14 protein-coding genes are annotated in these 16,930 nt (G+C 68.0%); 10 read left to right on the top strand and 4 right to left on the bottom strand.

All coding sequences use genetic code 11. The features are described from left to right. Window positions 1-60: 60 nt before the first annotated feature. Window positions 61-3,759 (bottom strand): indolepyruvate ferredoxin oxidoreductase family protein, encoded by a 3,699-nt coding sequence (locus tag ACTJI4_RS15760; RefSeq protein ID WP_440869883.1) that lies wholly within the window; start codon window positions 3,757-3,759, stop codon window positions 61-63. 160 nt (window positions 3,760-3,919) lie between these two features. Here ACTJI4_RS15760 and ACTJI4_RS15755 point away from each other — a divergent pair, with 160 nt between their 5' ends. After that, window positions 3,920-4,558, top strand: coding sequence for a tetratricopeptide repeat protein (locus ACTJI4_RS15755; protein WP_440869882.1), 639 nt, complete (start codon window positions 3,920-3,922; stop codon window positions 4,556-4,558). Window positions 4,559-4,624: 66 nt separating this feature from the next. Here ACTJI4_RS15755 and ACTJI4_RS15750 read toward each other — a convergent pair whose 3' ends face one another. After that, on the bottom strand, window positions 4,625-6,109 hold the full coding sequence (locus ACTJI4_RS15750) for an AAA family ATPase (protein WP_440869881.1): 1,485 nt from the start codon (window positions 6,107-6,109) through the stop codon (window positions 4,625-4,627). Between the two features lie 132 nt (window positions 6,110-6,241). On the opposite strand from ACTJI4_RS15750, the gene ACTJI4_RS15745 reads away from it, so the two are divergent. From ACTJI4_RS15745 to ACTJI4_RS15705, 9 genes are all read left to right on the top strand, one after another. Then, window positions 6,242-6,871 (top strand): nucleotide-binding protein, encoded by a 630-nt coding sequence (locus ACTJI4_RS15745; RefSeq protein ID WP_392923328.1) that lies wholly within the window; start codon window positions 6,242-6,244, stop codon window positions 6,869-6,871. Between the two features lie 16 nt (window positions 6,872-6,887). Next, window positions 6,888-7,364: a SixA phosphatase family protein gene (locus ACTJI4_RS15740; protein WP_440869880.1), complete on the top strand. Its 477-nt coding sequence runs from the start codon at window positions 6,888-6,890 to the stop codon at window positions 7,362-7,364. Between the two features lie 117 nt (window positions 7,365-7,481). Next, entirely contained in the window at window positions 7,482-7,979 is a 498-nt protein-coding gene (locus ACTJI4_RS15735; protein ID WP_392923600.1) for a YceI family protein, read from the top strand. Beyond that, the gene (locus ACTJI4_RS15730) at window positions 7,976-10,006 is read left to right on the top strand and encodes a phospholipase D family protein (protein ID WP_392923334.1); all 2,031 of its coding nucleotides are present in this window, start codon (window positions 7,976-7,978) and stop codon (window positions 10,004-10,006) included. The genes ACTJI4_RS15735 and ACTJI4_RS15730 overlap by 4 nt, the downstream gene beginning before the upstream one ends. Before the next feature lie 26 nt (window positions 10,007-10,032). After that, window positions 10,033-10,470 (top strand): hotdog fold thioesterase, encoded by a 438-nt coding sequence (locus tag ACTJI4_RS15725; RefSeq protein WP_392923337.1) that lies wholly within the window; start codon window positions 10,033-10,035, stop codon window positions 10,468-10,470. A gap of 98 nt (window positions 10,471-10,568) precedes the next feature. Next, window positions 10,569-11,360 carry a lysophospholipid acyltransferase family protein gene (locus tag ACTJI4_RS15720; protein ID WP_392923340.1) on the top strand — a complete coding sequence of 264 codons (792 nt, stop codon included), beginning with the start codon at window positions 10,569-10,571 and terminating at the stop codon, window positions 11,358-11,360. Between the two features lie 4 nt (window positions 11,361-11,364). Continuing rightward, on the top strand, window positions 11,365-12,357 hold the full coding sequence (locus ACTJI4_RS15715; RefSeq protein ID WP_392923343.1) for a YheT family hydrolase: 993 nt from the start codon (window positions 11,365-11,367) through the stop codon (window positions 12,355-12,357). A 64-nt stretch (window positions 12,358-12,421) separates the two neighbouring features. Continuing rightward, window positions 12,422-14,491: a tetratricopeptide repeat protein gene (locus ACTJI4_RS15710; protein WP_440869879.1), complete on the top strand. Its 2,070-nt coding sequence runs from the start codon at window positions 12,422-12,424 to the stop codon at window positions 14,489-14,491. Window positions 14,492-14,501: 10 nt separating this feature from the next. After that, window positions 14,502-15,113, top strand: coding sequence for a YbhB/YbcL family Raf kinase inhibitor-like protein (locus ACTJI4_RS15705; protein ID WP_440869878.1), 612 nt, complete (start codon window positions 14,502-14,504; stop codon window positions 15,111-15,113). 79 nt (window positions 15,114-15,192) lie between these two features. Here the strand turns inward: ACTJI4_RS15705 and ACTJI4_RS15700 are convergent, their stop codons facing one another. Together ACTJI4_RS15700 and ACTJI4_RS15695 are read right to left on the bottom strand one after the other, a co-directional pair. Continuing rightward, window positions 15,193-16,038: an META domain-containing protein gene (locus tag ACTJI4_RS15700; RefSeq protein WP_440869877.1), complete on the bottom strand. Its 846-nt coding sequence runs from the start codon at window positions 16,036-16,038 to the stop codon at window positions 15,193-15,195. A gap of 65 nt (window positions 16,039-16,103) precedes the next feature. Further along, complete coding sequence (locus ACTJI4_RS15695) at window positions 16,104-16,898, bottom strand: undecaprenyl-diphosphate phosphatase (protein ID WP_392923353.1); 795 nt, start codon at window positions 16,896-16,898, stop codon at window positions 16,104-16,106. Between the last annotated feature and the right edge of the window lie 32 nt (window positions 16,899-16,930).

The following is a 16,930-nucleotide window of genomic DNA, read 5'->3' as shown; positions in this document are numbered from 1 at the left end:
GACTTTGACTCCAAGGGGTCAATTGCCGAGGGCAACCCATGGATTGCCTTCGGTAGCGGGCTACGCCACCTGCACGATATGCAGCGCCTTCGGGTTGCGCCACTGCGCCAGCAGCACCGCTTCCCGCGCCTTGGCCTTCTGCAGGTGCGCTTCCTTTACATGCCCGTAGCCGCGGATGTGCTCGGGAATGCTGGCAATTTCCACCGCCAGGGCCACGCGGTCATCGCTCAGCCCGTCCAGCAGCAGTGCCACGGTCTGCTCGTAGTCGGCAATCAGCTGGCGCTCGCCACGGCGTTCTTCGGTGCGGCCGAAGATGTCGAAGGTGCCCCCACGCAGGAACTTGAGCTTGGCCAGCAGGCCGAACGCCTTGAGCATCCACGGGCCGTATTCCTGCTTGATCAGGCGGCCCTGTTCGTCCTTCTTCGCAAACAGCGGCGGGGCCAGGTGGAAGCGCACTTCGAAATCGCCTTCGAACTGCTGCTGCAGGCGGCGCTGGAATTCGCCGCTGGTGTACAGGCGTGCCACTTCATACTCGTCCTTGTAGGCCATGAGCTTGAAGTAGTAACGCGCCACGGTCTCGGTCAGCGCGGTGCTGCCGGCCTTGTCCCACTCTGCCGTGCGCACGCGGTCGACCAGCGTGCGGTAGCGCGCGGCATAGGCCGCATCCTGGTAGTCGGTGAGGAAGCGCACACGGCGTTCCACCAGCTCATCCAGTGAACGCGACAGGCGCTCGTCATCCAGCGGCAGGAACGCCACGTCGCTGCCGCCGCCATGCCCGGGAAGGCCACGCAGTTCGCGTTCGTCGCCGGTTTCGCGCGGTGCCGCGGTGGCGCCCCATTCGTTGCCTTCCCATTCGCCCGGCGGGAGATCATGCAGCGGACCCGGGGTGCGCTCGGCATCGGTATGGCCGTTGCGGACCAACCCTGCGGCCTGCTGCACCGCCTGCGGATCCACCGCGGCCAGCCGGCCCCAGGCGAACGCCTGCTGGTTCATCGCCACCGCCGCGCCATTGAGCTCGACCGCGCGCATCAGCGCTTCGAAGGAAATCGGGACCAGGCCCTGCTGCCAGGCGTAGCCCAGGATGAACAGGTTGGAAGCAATCGCATCGCCCAGCAGCGCGGTGGCCAGCTGGGTGGCATCCAGCAGCAGCGGCTCGCGGCCGCCCAGCGCCACGCGGATACCGGCAATGATGTCGGCAGACGGGAACTGCATGTCCGGGCGGGTGGTGAAGGTGCCCGGCATCGCTTCATAGGTGTTGAGCACCACCTGCGAGCGTTCGGCGCGCACCTTCGACAGCGCCCAGTAATCGTTCACCACCACCATGTCGCAGCCCACCACCAGGTCGGCTTCACCTGCGGCGATGCGTACCGCATGGATGTCTTCGGGGCGCTTGGCAATGCGGATATGGGTGGTCACCGCACCGCCCTTCTGGGCCAGGCCGGTCTGGTCGAGCACGCTGGCGCCCTTGCCTTCGAGGTGCCCGGCCATGCCGAGCAACGCACCGATGGTCACCACGCCGGTGCCGCCGACGCCGGTGATCAGGATGTTCCAGGGCTGCTCGAGCGTGCTGCGGAAGGTCGGTGCGGGCAGGTTGTCGAGCAGGCTGCTGCGCTCGCTGCGCGAGCCCTTGCGCAGCGTGCCGCCGTGCACGGTGACGAAGCTGGGGCAGAAACCGGTGGTGCAGGAATAGTCCTTGTTGCAGTTGGACTGGTCGATATCGCGCTTGCGCCCGAACTCGGTTTCCTTTGGCAGCACCGACACGCAGAAGCTCTTCTGGCCGCAATCGCCGCAGCCTTCGCAGACCAGCGAATTGACCACCACGCGCTTGGGCGGGTCGACCAGCTTGCCGCGCTTGCGGCGGCGGCGCTTTTCGGTGGCGCAGGTCTGTTCGTAGATCAGGATGCTGGTGCCCTTTACCTCGCGCAGCTTCTTCTGCACGGCATCCAGCTCGGCGCGGTCATGGAATTCCACGCCCTCCGGGAACAGCTCGCGCTTGTTCCACTTGCCGATCTCATCGCTCACCAGCACGATCGTCTGCACGCCTTCGGCGCGCATCTGGTGGGCGATCTGCGGCACGGTGAGGGTGCCGTCCACAGGCTGGCCGCCGGTCATCGCCACCGCATCGTTGTAGAGGATCTTGTAGGTGATGTTGACCCCGGCAGCGATGGCCTGGCGGATCGCCAGCGAGCCACTGTGGAAATAGGTGCCATCGCCCAGGTTCTGGAACACGTGTTCGGTGTCGGTGAACGCAGCCTGCCCGGCCCAGGTCACGCCTTCGCCACCCATGTGGGTGAAGGTATCGGTGCTGCGGTCCATCCAGGTGACCATGTAATGGCAACCGATGCCGCCCAGTGCGCGCGAGCCTTCCGGCACGCGGGTGGAGGTGTTGTGCGGGCAACCCGAGCAGTAGTGCGGCACGCGCGGGAAACTGGCGCGCGGCAGTGCCAGTTCGGCTTCCTTGGCATCCATCCAGCGCAGGCGCTGTTCGATGGAGTCATTGGTGAAGAAACGCTGGATGCGCCGGCCGATCACGCCGGCAATGGTGGCCGGGGTCAGTTCATTGGTGGACGGCAGGATCCACGTGCCCTGTTCGTCGTACTTGCCCACGATCGACGGGCGCGGACCGGCGCTGGCCGGCCAGTTGTAGAACTGTTCCTTCATCTGCCGCTCGATGAAGGCCCGCTTCTCCTCCACCACCACGATGTCTTCCAGGCCCTGGGCGAAGCGCGCGATGCCTTCCGGCTCCAACGGCCAGGTCATGCCGACCTTGTACACGCGGATGCCGATGTCGGCGCAGGCGCGCTCGTCCAGGCCCAGGTATTCCAGAGCCTGCAGCACGTCCAGGTAGCTCTTGCCGGTGGTGACGATGCCCAGCCGCGCGCGCGGCGAATCCATCACCACCCGATCGATGCCGTTGGCCCGTGCGAACGCCTGGGCGGCCTTGACCGCATAGCGGTGCAGGCGCATTTCCTGGTCCAGCGGCGGGTCCGGCCAGCGGATGTTGAGCCCGCCGGCGGGCATCTCGAAGTCTTCGGGCAGTACGATCCGGCGCGCGAACGGGTCCACCTGCACCGACGCGGACGATTCCACCGTTTCGGCGATGGTCTTGAAGCCGATCCAGCGCCCGGTATAGCGGCTCATGGCCCAGCCCAGCAGGCCCATGTCCAGGATGTCCTGCACCCCGGCCGGATTGAGCACCGGCATCATCGCGCTGACGAATTCATCTTCGCTGCCGTGCGGCAGGGTGGAGCTGCGGCAGGCATGGTCGTCGGCGGCCAGCGCCAGCACGCCGCCGTGCACGGAGGTGCCGGCGGCGTTGGCATGCTTGAACACATCGCCGCAGCGGTCCACGCCCGGGCCCTTGCCATACCACATGCCGTATACGCCCTGGACCCTGGCGCCGGGAAACAGGTTGGTCTGCTGGGTGCCCCAGACCATGGTCGCGCCCAGGTCCTCGTTGAGGCCGGGGGTGAACTTCACCCGCGCCGCGTCCAGGTGCTGGCGGGCGCGCCACAGTTCCAGGTCGAAGCCGCCCAGCGGGCTGCCGCGGTAGCCGCTGATGAAGCCGGCAGTGTCCAGCCCGGCGGCCTGGTCGCGCAGCTGCTGCATCAGCGGCAGGCGTACCAGCGCCTGCACCCCGCTCAGGTAGATGCGACCGTCGGTACGGGTGTACTTGTGGTCCAGCGTGTAGCTGTCGTCCAGCGGCCCGGCAGGCAGGTTGGCGGACGAAGGCGAGGTGAGTTCGGCGGTACTGGTCATGGCTGGCCCGTGCTGACGGCTGGCACGGCCACCGCGAGGGCGGCCGGAAAGGGCGGAATTGTATCAGCCGGGCATTTTCTGGCCTTCGGGACTCGCACCGGGGCCGGGCTGCGGTTAGGATCGGGGAGGGAGGTTGTTGTGACAACCTGGGGGAGTTTGTATGGCAGTGGCAAGAAAGATGCTGACCGGCATGGTGCTGGCGGCGGGGATGACCGTGTTCGGGGCGGCAGCGCAATCGTTGCCGGCATTGCAGGAGTTCTATTTCGACGACGACGTGGCTGCGGTCACGCCGGTGGTCGTGCCGGCCGACAGCAGCGATGTCGTCGACCAGCTGATGAAACAACGCGAACGGGGCCGCAAGGCACTGGAAGCCACCGTGCAGCTGGCCAGCGTGGCCTATGCACAGGGCCGCCCGGAGCTGGGCCGCGAGCTGTATGCCGATGCGGAAAAGAACGCGCCGGGCACCTCGGTTCCGGGTCGCATGGTCCGCTGGAACCATGGCTGGGACCTGTTCCGCCAAGGTGACGCCGAGGCGGCCCTGGTGCAGTGGCACAGCGCCCAGCAGGGCCTTCGCGGCAACGCATCGTGGGCGCCGCCGACCTACGCGCTGGCGTTGTGGACGCTGGGTCGCAAGGACGAAGCGGTGAAGTGGTATGCCGCCGCCGTGCGCACCGAGCCGCAGCGTTGGACCACCAGCGACGGCTACGCGCAGGCGCTGCCGAACTGGCGCGACAGTGAACGTGCCACCTTGGCCGAAGTGCAGCAGGCGTGGGCGGCGCACCCGCCGGCCTGGCCGTAACACCCGCAGGTCATGCCGGCTTCGACCATGGTCGAAGCCGGTCGCCGCACCGCGCTGGAGCGTGGTCTATTCGTCCGCGCTGACAGTACGCCCGCGTGCCCAGTCGCGCAGGCCGTTGACCTGTTCGGCCATCAGCACCGACAGCGGGCGGCTGCCACGGATCTCGTTCATCAGCAGCTCGGTGTCCAGCGCACGCTCATCGGCATGTGCCGCGTACAGCCCGGCCACCACGGCCTGTTCGATTTCCGCCCCCGAAAAGCCATCACACGCCGCGGCCAGCGCCGGCAGGGCGAATTCGTCGGCGTTGAGCGTGCGCCGGCCCAGGTGCAGGCGCAGCAGCTCGACCCGGGTGTTGGCGTCGGGCAGGTCGACGAAGAAAATCTCGTCGAAGCGGCCCTTGCGCAGCAGCTCCGGTGGCAGCTCATGCACCTGGTTGGCGGTGGCCACGATGAACACCTGACTCTTGCGCTCGGCCAGCCAGGTCAGCAGGTGGCCCAGCACGCGCCGGGACACGCCGCCATCTTCGCCACCACTGGCCAGGCCTTTCTCGATCTCGTCAATCCACAACACACAGGGCGCCAACTGCTCCGCCGAGGCCAGTGCCTCGCGCAGGTTCTTCTCGGTTTCGCCGTGGAACTTGTCGTACAGGCTGCCGAAGTCAAGGCGCAGCAGCGGCACCCCGAAGCCGGCCGCCGTGGCCTTGGCCAGCATCGATTTGCCGCAGCCCTGCACGCCCAGCAGCAGCATGCCCTTGGGCGGGTCCAGCCCGGCCGGGCCCTGTCCGCCCAGGAACACGGCACGGCGCTGGTTGACCCAGCGCTTGAGACGGTTGGCACCAGCCACGTCGGCGAAGCGGGTGGTGTCGTACTCGTAATGCAGGTGCCCGGCGCGGTTGAGCAGCTCGAACTTCAGCTTGGCCAGCTGCGGCAGGTCATCCTGGCTGATCGCGCCGTCGGCAAAGATCAGCTGGCGGGCGATCCGCCGCGCATCCACCAGGCTCAGTCCACGCAGGTTGTGGAGGATCTTCTTGACCGCATCGTTGTCCACTTCGACCCGGCGGCCACCGTTCTCGCGTGCATAGGCGGCCACTTCCTCGCGCAGCATCTTGAGCAGCGCGTTGGGGTCGGGCAGGCGCGGGTTGAAGCGGGTGGCCAGCGCCTCCAGCTCGGCCGGCAGCTCCACCTTCGCGCCGATCAGCACCAGCACATGGGCTTCGCAGTGGCGGCGCTGGATCAGGTCGCGCAGCGCGCGCTGGTGGCTGGCGTAGCCGAGGTAGGGATGGAAATCGAGCAGAAGGTAGATGCCGCGCTGGTCGGCCTGGCGGATCATCTGCAGGGCCGAGCTGGCATCGGGCGGGCCGACCGCGTCGTCCTCGCGGTCCATGTCGATCCGGCGCAGCCCTTCGGTGATGGACCAGCGGTGCAGGGCCCGCCAGACATGCATCAGGGTCTGCCGGAACAGCTCCACCACACGCCCCTCGTCCTGGGTTTCGATCACGATCAGCGGGGTATTGGCGCGGATCAACGCGCTGAGGTCCTGTAACTCGCTCATGCCGGCATGCAGTCCATTGGATCGCGCACGATAGCAAAGCGACGGGGGATGCAGGGGGGTTCAGCGGCGCGACTATCTCCATCACGGAGGGCGGTGTACGCTCGGGTCACGTTCCCCGGAAGCGAGGCTGGCATGAAGACGATCCTGGTAGCCGGTTCCAAGGGTGGGGTGGGTAAAACCACCATTGCCACCCACCTGGCGGCGCAGGCCGCCCTGGCCGGCAAACGGACCGTGCTGGCCGACGCCGACCCCCAGGGCTCCAGCACCCGCTGGGCCGAACGCCGTGCCGGGCTGGAAAGCGCGGTGCTGCCCATCGACGCCAGCGGCAAGCACCCGCTCAAGCACGTGCCCGACGATACCGAGGTACTGGTCATCGACGCCCCCGCCGGTGCCCGGGCCGGTGAGCTGGACGCCTTCCTGGACGTGGCCGACGCCGTGGTGGTGCCGGTGCTGCCCTCGGCGCTGGATATCGAGGCCATCGTCGGTTTCCTCAACAGCCTGTCCAAGGTCCCGCGCGTGCACAAGCGCAAGCTGCCGGTGGGGCTGGTGCTCAACCGCACCAAGCCGTGGACCCAGACCTCGCGCCAGGCGCTGGGGATGCTGGCGGAATGGCCTTACCCGGTGGTCACGCAGCTGCGCGATACCCAAGGCTACGTGGTCATGACGGGCCTGGGCCGAAGCTTGTTCGATTACCGCTCCGCGCAGGTGCGCGAGCACCAGAGTGACTGGGAGCCACTGTTGAAGTGGTTGAAGATTGCCTGAGCAAGAAGAGAGCCTTATGCGAGAACTGATCCTGCTGCGCCACGCTCATGCCGAACCTGCGGCCAACGGGCAAGAAGATATCGACCGCCCCCTTTCGCCGGTGGGCCTGGCCGAAGCCGAGGCTGCGGGCAAGTGGCTGACCGAAAACAACCTGCTGCCTGATTGTGTGGTGTGTTCCCCGTCGCGGCGTACCCGGGAGACCCTGGAAGCGGTGCTCGGCAAAACCGGATTTGTTGAGAAGATGCTGGAAGACCGGATCTACGACGCTACCCCCGGGGCGCTCACCGACGTCATCGAAAAGCGCTGGGACGTAGACCGGCTGCTGGTGGTCGGGCACAACCCCGGCCTGGAGCAGCTGGTGCCGTTCCTGACCGAGGGATCGAGCAGCGATTACCGTGGCATGGCGCCGGGTGGTATCGCAGTCCTTACCTTCAAGGGTGATTCCACCATCGAACCCGGCGCGGCGACCTTGACCCAGTTCTGGTGGCCGTAAGCCGTGACAGCAGTACGGACCCTGTTGTGCTGTCTGCTCGGGCTGGCGGCGGGGGCGGTGCGTGCCGAACCCCCGGTACCGGCCCTGCCCCCGGCCCAGTCCACACCGCAGAAGGTGATGGAGCTGGACACCGCGCGCTCGCGCCTGGGCTTCGAGATACGCACCCGGCTGGGCCAGCGCATCGAAGGGGTGTTCCCGCGTTTTGAAGGCCGCATCGACGTGCTGTCCGACGGTCGCCACCAGGTCCACCTGCGCATGTTCACCGGCTATGTAGAGATTCCCGGCAAGGACCGTTACACCGCCTGGATGCGCGGCGAGGAGTTCTTCGACGCCCGGCGCTACCCGGTGGTGGAGTTCGATTCGGTGCCCTATTCGCCGGACCTGGTCGAAAAGGGGGGCGGCATCCACGGGCGGCTGATCCTGCGCGGGGTGTCCCACCCGGAGACCCTGCAGGTCGAGGCGGCGTCCTGCCCCCGGGCCGGGTATGATTGCGACGTGGTCAGCCGCGGTACCGTCCAGCGTGGCCGGTATGGAATGGACAGCTGGCAGCTAGCCCTGAGTGATCGAGTGACCTTTGTCCTGCGTGCGCGTCTCAACGAGGCGCCGAAACCGTGAATTCCCTGCTGCGGGTGGTAGTGCTGGCAATCCTGTTGCTGGGCAGCGGCTGCGCGTCGCTGTCCAACGCGCAGCGCGAGCGCGCGGTCGCCATTGCGGCACAGGCGCGCTCGCATGTGGTGGATTGCGATCAGCCCGACCGCTGCGCACTTGATTCGCCACTGCGGGCACTGGGCGGGCAGGCCTTCAGCGAATCCACGGAAGCGGCCCCGCGCCATTACGCCACCATCCTGGACGAGGGCGAGACCGCGCTGGTGGCGCGCATCAACCTCATCCGCAGCGCCACCCGCAGCATCGATCTGCAGACCTACATCTTCGACAAGGACGACAGCGCCCGGCTGGTGCTGGACGAACTGCTGGCCGCCGCCCGGCGCGGGGTGAAGGTACGGGTGCTGATCGACCAGCTCTCGGCGATCTCCGACCTTGAGATCCTGGCCGCGCTGGCCAGCAGCCATCAGAATTTCGAGCTCCGCGTCTACAACCCGACCTTCGGCAAGGCGCGGCTGAACTACGCTGACTACGCCGGCAGCGTGATCTGCTGCTTCCGACGCTTCAACCAGCGCATGCACAACAAGCTGCTGGTGATCGACGATGCGCTGGGCGTGGTGGGCGGGCGCAACTACCAGGACGACTATTACGACTGGGACAGCGAATACAACTTCCGCGATCGCGACGTGCTGCTGGCCGGCCCCGAAGCGCGCGGCATGGCCGCCAACTTCGATGCCTTCTGGCGGGCCCAGCGCAGTGTCCCGGCCGAGCGCCTGAACGATGTCGGCCGCACCCTGCTCAGGCAGGGGGCGCCGGCCATGCCGCCGGCCGACTATCGCCGCCCGGCGCGGGTGGAGCAGGTGATCGATGAAGCGGTGGACCCGGCGTATATCCAACGCATGTTCGTCGATACCGCACTGCCGGTGTCCTCGGTGCGCTATGTGGCGGACCTGCCGCGCAAACACCGTCGCGAACGCGCCAGCCAGCCGGCCAACGGCCAGCATGTCACCGAGCCGCAGCTGGATTCGCTGATCGCCGGCGCGCAGACCGAAGTGTTGTTGCAGACTCCCTACCTTGTGCTGTCCAAGCCGGCGCGCAAGCTGTTCGAGGCATTACGCAAGCGCGAGCAGCCACCGCGCATCGTGGTATCCACCAACAGCCTGGCGGCCACCGACAACCCGATCGTCTACGCGCTCTCCTACAAGTACAAGCGCCGCAACCTGCGTGAACTGGGCTTCAACATCTACGAGTTCAAGCCGTTCCCGCTGGATGCCCCGGTCGACTACCGCAACCTGGTACCGGCCCCGCTGGGGACCGCACCCAGCAGCGACAGCGGGCGCAGCAGCCTGCTGGGAGGAAGCGCGGCGGGCAGCAACGCGCGCGGCAGCGGCAACAACCGGCGCAGCGCAGCTGACGCCGGCGCCGCGCCCCAGCCCACCCCCGGCCCGGCCGCGCGCCGCCGTACCGATGGCAGCGTGGTGGAGCGCCGCGTGCTGCGTGCCGAAACGCGCCCCTCGTTCCTGGGTACCAAGGCGGTGAACAAGCCGTTGCCGGTGACCCGCAGCGGCGCACGCATGGGCCTGCACGCCAAATCGCTGGTGGTGGACCGCCGCATCGGCGTGATCGGCACCCACAATTTCGACCCGCGCAGCGAGAACTACAACACCGAAGGCGCGGTGATCATTGATGACCCGGCTTTCGCCGAAGCGCTGGCACAGAGCATCCTGCGCGACATCCACCCCAGGAACTCCTGGGTGGTGGCGCCGCGGATCAAGCCGCCGGTGCTGTCAGGCCTGAACTACAGCGTGGGCAAGGCCTCCGAAGCACTGCCCGTGCTGGACTTCTGGCCCTGGCGCTACGCCACCGACTACGAATTCCAGCCCGGCCCGGACTGCCCCGAGCCGCTGCGTCGCCAGGACCCGGATTTCCACAGCTGCTACACCGCCGTGGGCGACTTCCCCGAGGTCAATGTCGGCCCGAAGTGGCTGCTGGTGCGCATGCTCACCGCGTTCGGCGCCGGCCTGGTGCCCATTCTGTAATTCCTTTCGTTCCACGGAGGCGCTGCATGTCCCAGGTATTCCGCGAGCCGGTGTCGATCGAGGCGCTCAACGCGCTCAGCCGCAACACCCTGATCGAACACCTTGGCATCGTCTTTACCGACGCCGGTGACGACTGGATCCAGGCCACCATGCCGGTCGACGCGCGCACCCGCCAGCCCTACGGCATCCTGCACGGCGGCGCTTCGGTAGTGCTGGCCGAAACCCTGGGAAGCAGCGCCGGCAACCTCTGCGTGGATACCCGCGAGCAGGTCTGCGTGGGCCTTGAGATCAACGCCAACCACATCCGGGCCCAGCGTGGTGGCACCGTCACCGGCACCGCGCGCGCCGTGCACGTCGGTCGCAGCACCCATGTGTGGGACATCCGTATCGAGGACGAGGCCGGCAAGCTGGTCTGCACTTCGCGGCTGACCCTGGCCGTGGTTCCGGCGGTCCGCCCGGGCTGATCCCCCGGCTTGACCGTCTGTGGCGGATGGCTGGCCGCTGGCGGGCATTTGTCCCCGATCAGCTGGCAGACCCCGCAGCGCTCGGGTATCGTTCGCGGATGACTTCCCCCCCTTCGGCCCCGCGTGGCGGCGTGGCGCGTGTGTGCCGTTACCTGTACCGCGTCCCCCTGCTGCTGATCCACCTGCTGGTGTTCCTGCCGCTGCTCCTGATCGGCATGCTGCCGCCGTGGGGAAACCTGCGCGTGGGCGGTCGTACGCTTGAGCACCTGCTGGTGAATGCCTGGTCGGGCGGGCTGATGTGGATCTTCGGCTTCCGCCTGCGCCGCATCGGCACGCCGTTGCCGGGGGCGGTGCTGTTCGTGGCCAACCATGTCAGCTGGGTGGACATCTCCATGCTGCACAGCCAGCGCATGATGGGTTTCGTGGCCAAGCGCGAAATCGCCGGCTGGCCGGTGGTGGGCTGGCTGGCCGCACGCGGGCAGACCATCTTCCACCAGCGCGGCAGCACGGAGTCGCTGGGCGGCGTGATGCAACTGATGGTCGAGCGCCTGCAGGAGGGCAAGGCGGTGGGCGTGTTCCCGGAAGGGCGCACCCGCGGTGGTCACGAAGTGGGCCCGTTCCACGCCCGCATCTTCCAGGCTGCAGTGGAAACCCAGGTGCCGGTACAGCCGGTGGCACTGCGCTACGGCGTGCGCGGCGACGCGCAGACCGTGGTGGCGTTCGGCGAGCGGGAGAGCTTCTTCGCCAACTTCCTGCGCCTGCTGGGGGAACCGGCGCGGCGGGCCGAGGTACATTTCCTCGCGCCCATTGGCACCCATGATCTGGAAGGCCGCCGCCGCATCGCGGAAACCTCGCGCGCGCGCATCGTGGCGGCCATGAACGCCGACTAGCGCGATGCTGACCGCTGCCGACTACTGTCCGCCGCGTTGGCTGCGCAACCCGCACCTGCAGTCGATGCTCAGCTCCAGCCGCATGCGCATGCAGCGCGGCCTGGCACTGCTGGCCGCCACCGGTGCGGTGACCGAGGAGCTGCTCCTGGACGGCGGCGATGGCGTGCGCCTTCAAGGCTGGCACAGCCGCATCGAAGGCCGTGAGCCGGTCGGCATGGCGCTGCTGCTGCATGGCTGGGAAGGCAGTTCCGAATCGAGCTACATGCGCATGACCGCCGCGCGCATGCTCGAGGCCGGTTACGAAGTGGTGCGGCTGAACTTCCGCGATCACGGCAACACCCACCACCTCAACCCCGGCATCTTCCACTCCAACCGCATCGACGAAGTGGTGCAGGCGGCCGGCGACATCGCCCGGCGCTGGCCGCAGCTGCCGCTGGTGGCCGCCGGCTATTCGCTGGGCGGCAACTTCGTGCTGCGGCTGGCGCTGCGCGCGCCTTCGGCCGGGGTGCCGCTGCGCCGGGTGGCCTCGGTCTGCCCGGTGCTGGACCCGGCGATCACCATGGAGAGCATCGAGAACGGCCCGGCGATGTACGACTGGTATTTCCGCCGCAAGTGGGCCGGCTCGCTGCGCCGCAAGCGTGACCTGTTTCCGGAGCTGAGCGACTGGGACGACCGCGTGCTGAAGCTGGACATCCGCGCGCTGACCGCCTGGCTGGTGGAACACCACACCGAATTCGGCACCCTGCAGGCCTACTTCGACGGCTATTCCATCGCCGGCGATCGTCTGGCCGGGCTGGAAGTGCCCGCCGACATCCTGATGGCCCAGGATGACCCGGTCATTCCCTACGCCACCTTCAACGGTTGGCGCCTGCCCGCCCACGCCCGGCTGGAGATCGCCCCGTGGGGCGGCCACTGCGGTTTCCTGGAAAACTGGCGCGGCGATGGCTTTTCCGAGCGCTGGGTGGCCCAGCGCCTGAGCCTGGAAGCGCTGCGCTGAGGGCCGGCCCGGCGCGCCGCCGCCGGTGTTCTACAATCGGGGTTTGACCCCAAGCTGGACCGTCATGCAAGACACGATTCTCCAAGCCCTGCGCCGAAATGCTGTGGAAGAAGCCGCGCAGCTGGCGCGCGAATGGACCCGCACCGAGCCGGAGCAGCCGCAGGCGCACCGCTGGCTGGCCCTGGCGCTGCAGCAGCAGGGCCAGTACGACGCAGCACTGTCCAGCCTGCAACGCGGACTGGAATTGGCCCCGGACAACGCCGAACTGCATCTGCAGCATGCCGGCCTGCTGCTGGCCCTGCGCCAGTTCGACGCCGCCAACACCGCGCTGGACCGCACGGCCGAACTCAATCCGAACGAACTGTCGGCCTACCTGATGCAGGCCCACCTGGCGTTGTCGCGCAATGATGTGGACGAAGCCGAACGGATCACCCGGACCGCTGCGCGCGTCGAAGAGGACAACGCGGAAGTGGTGGCGCTGCAGGGCATGATCGCGCTGCGCCGTAATGATCCGGACCGCGCGCTGGCGCTGCTCTCGGCCGCCAGCCAGGCGCTGCCCAACGATGGGCGCATCCTCTACGCGCTGGGCTTTGCCTATCTGGGCAAGGACCTGCTGGCGTTTGCCGAACAGGCCTTCCGCCGCGTGCTGGAGATCAACCCGGCGATCACCTCGCTGCAGGGCCTGCTGGTGCAGCTGGCGCTGCGCCAGGGCAACACCGAAAACGCCGCCGCGATCGTGGGACAGGTGCTGTCCCGGCCCGACACCGACACCCCGGCCATGCGCCGGCTGGCCGGCGAACTGGCCCTGCAGGCGGGCCAGCCCCTGCAGGCGCTCGAACACCTGCTGCCGTTGCTGGAAAAGTCGCCGGCCGACCGGCAGATCCTGCAACTGCTGCTGATGGCCTGGCAACGCCTGGGCCGCGAACAGCAGGCCCGCGACATCCTGGACGCCACGTTGGAAACACACCCGCAGGAACACAACCTGTGGATGGCCCGCCTGGCCATTGAAGGGGTCGGCAGTGCCGAGGCCGTCGCTGTGGCCGAGCGCTGGATCGCAGCCATGCCCGGTCACCTGCCGGCACTGGAAACGCGGCTGCGCCTGCACGACATGGCCGGTGAGCCCGACGTGGCCGAAGCCATCGCGCGCCAGATCATTGCACTGGAGCCGGGCCGCAGCAGCGGCGAGATGCGCCTGGTCGAGGCCCTGCTGGCGCGCGATCCGGCCGCGGCTGTGGCGCATGTGAAGCAGCTGATCGAGCAGGTGCCGGCCGAGGCCAAGCCGGCGCTCCGCGCCTGGCTGGGCTCGGTGCAGGACCGTGCCGGGCAGCACGCCGCCGCGCTGGCCACCTGGACCAGCCTGCACGCCAGTGAAGCTGCAACACGCCTGCCGCTGCCGCCACAGGCCAAGGCCCCGTTGAGCTGGCCGGCGCTGGGCGAGGTTGCCGCCGACGTTGCGAGCCGCCCCATGTTCGTCTGGGGCGCGCCGGGTTCGGGCGTGGAGCGTGTCGTCGCCGCCATCGCGGCAGCCAGCCCGGTGGTGCGGGGTGATCGCTTCAGCCCCAACCCACCCAACGATGCATTCCAGAGCTACCACGCCCTGCAGGACCTTTCTACCGGCAAGCTGGCGCCGGAGCAGCTGGTGGCGCAGTGGCGCGCAGCCCTGCCCGCACGCGGCCTGGCGGATGGCAATGTGATCGACTGGCTGCTGTGGTGGGACAACGCGCTGCTGTGGGCGCTGCGCCCGCAGCTGCCCGAAGGTCGCCTGCTGCTGGTGCTGCGCGACCCGCGTGACATGTTGCTGGAGTGGCTGGCACACGGCGCCCCGGCGCCGTTCGCGGTGAACTCGGTGCATGAAGTGGCCGAGTGGCTGGCGCGTGCACTGGCCCAGATCGCGACGCTGCACGAGCAGGACCTGTACCCGCACGCGGTGGTGCGCATTGACGAGATCGGCAATGACCCGGCCGCCATGGCCGACCATCTGGGCCGCCTGTTCGGCGTGCATTTCCCGCCCGCACAGACCCTCGGCCCGGCCCGCTTCCCCGCCAACCACTGGCGTCAGTACAGCGATGTCCTGTCCGCCGCGTTCGCCCAGCTCACCCCGGTAGCGGTGCGGCTGGGTTATGCCGAAGCATGAGGAGAGCCCGATGAAGCTGACCAGCACCGCCCTGGAAAACGGCGCCCCGATCGATCGCCGTTTCGCCGCTGGCGACGCCAACGGCTTTGCCCCCAACCGCAACCCGCCGCTGGCGTGGAGCGATGTGCCCGAGGGCACCCGCTCGTTCGCCCTGCTGTGCATCGACCCGGACGTGCCGACCGTGCCCGACACGGTCGGCCGCCACGATCGCAGCGTGCCCGCCGACCAGCCGCGTGCCGACTTCACCCACTGGGCGATGGCCGACATTCCCGCAGACCTGCGCGGGATCGAAGAAGGCAGCTGCAGCGACGGCTTCACCGCCAAGGGCAAGCCGCAGCCGGCCGGCCCGTCTGGTGCGCGCCAGGGCCTGAACGATTTCACCGGCTGGTTCGCCGGCAACCCGGACATGGCCGGCCAGTACCTGGGCTACGACGGTCCGTACCCGCCGTTCAACGACGAGCGCGTGCACCGTTATTTCTTCCGCCTGTTCGCGCTGGACGTGGCCACGCTCGATCTGCCCACGCCGTTCACCGCCGCCGACGTGCACAGGGCCATGCACGGCCACGTGCTGGCCGAAGCCGCGTTGCACGGCACGTACACGCTCAACCCGGCGTTGGCGTGATGGGTCGAAGTACCGACCAACGGTCGGTACCTACCCTGCATTGCCGGTAGGTGCCAACCGTTGGTCGGGACCCTTGCGATCACTTCTCGATCGCGGATTCCACCACCATATCCAGCACATACGCCTTCGACGACGCATCGGCCGGCGGGTTGGCCACGTTGAAGCGCTTCACCCGCAGCACGTTGCGCGTGCCCGCTTCATGCGTATAGCCCTCGATCACGTCGTAGAAGTTCTCGAACGCCCCCGGCGTACCCTGCTTGATGCCCTTGTCATCGAAGTGGATCTCACGGGTCTGCAGGCACTGCTTGTCGCGGATCATCGGGTGCGGGCACGGCTTGGTCTGCGCGGCCACCTCGATGAAAATCGTCTCGCCCGGGCCGCCGAAGCGGGTTTCGGCGGTCGGCTGCGGGCTGAACACCAGCACGTCGCCGCTGGCGGTGCGCAGGGTCAACTGGCCTTCACCGCCCAGTTCGGTCTTCAGCGCACCTTCCAGACGCGAACCCACCGCCTGGTCCAGCGCCATCAGCGCCTTGTCGGTACACGCCATCATGGTCGAGGCCATCGGAGAAACAGTCAGCGTGCCATCGGCCAAGGTGTAGCCGCCGCCCATGCGATTGCAGGTGTTGCTCACTGCCAGGCGGCCATCGATGAAGTCCAGCGTGACCGGCTTGTCGGCGCGCGCGAACAGTGCATCGATGCGCTTGCCGGCGCTGTCGGTGGCGCTGTCGAGCACCCAGTGGTTGCCCTGCAGGCGCTGCGCGTCCAGCTGGGCGATGGCCTTCTGGTCGGCAGCGGCGGTCGGCGCCGGGGCCAGATCGTCGCGGCCGGGGCCGGCGGGCGCCTGGCTGGAGGGGTTGCTGCACGCGGCCAGCAGGGCCAGCGGCAGGATCAGCATCAGGGTGCGGGTGGTTTTTTTCATGAACATCTCCTTGGGAACCCGGGGAAGAACGCTGGAGCACCCCGCCTGGGGTTGCGGCGGCGCGGCGCTGTTCAGTTACCGGCAGGCAACCACAGCAACAGGCCCGCCCCGAGTGCGATCCGGTAGAACGCAAAGGCGGTGAAGCGGTGCGCCTTGATGTAGCCCAGCAGCCACTTCACTACGACGAAGCCGGTGATGACCGCGGCAACGAAGGCCACGCCCACATCGGTCCAGTTCTCGCTGGCCAGCGCGCCGTCCTTGGCCAGCTCCAGGAACGCGTAGCCACTGGCGGCAAACATGGTGGGAATGCCCACCAGGAACACGAATTCAGTAGCAGCCGCGCGCCGGCTCAGGCCGAACAGCATGGCGATGAAGATCGCTGCGGCCGAACGCGAAGTGCCCGGGAACACGCCCGCCACCACCTGCGCCAGGCCGACCAGCACCGCCACCTTCCAGGTCACCTCGTCGCGGTCGGGCAGGCGCGCGGTGCGTGCCTCGACCAGGATCATCCAGATGCCGCCGATGATCAGGGCCCAGGCCACCGGAGTCACCGTTTCGGGAAGCTCCCAGCCGGCCAGCCGGACCGGCAGGCCCACGATGGCGGTGACCAGGAACGCGGTACCCAGCTTGAGCACGTAATCGCGGTTGGCGCGGTCGTGCAGACCGGTGGCCAGCGCCCACAGCCGCTGGCGGAACACCAGGGTGATGGCCAGGATCGCGCCGGCCTGGATGACGATGTTGAAGAAGTCCGAGCGTGCGCCCAGCCAGTGCTGGGCAATCAGCAGGTGGCCGGTGCTGGAAATGGGCAGGAATTCGGTAAGCCCTTCAAGGATGCCCAACAGCAGGGCGGAAAACAGATCGGACATCGAAAGCTCAATGGTAGAGCCGGGCGCCGCCG

The organism is Stenotrophomonas sp. 22385 (assembly GCF_052045085.1).
Classification (GTDB): Bacteria; Pseudomonadota; Gammaproteobacteria; order Xanthomonadales; family Xanthomonadaceae; genus Stenotrophomonas.
Note: the sequence above shows the minus strand (reverse complement) of the source record. Positions and strands in the feature narration are given on the sequence as shown.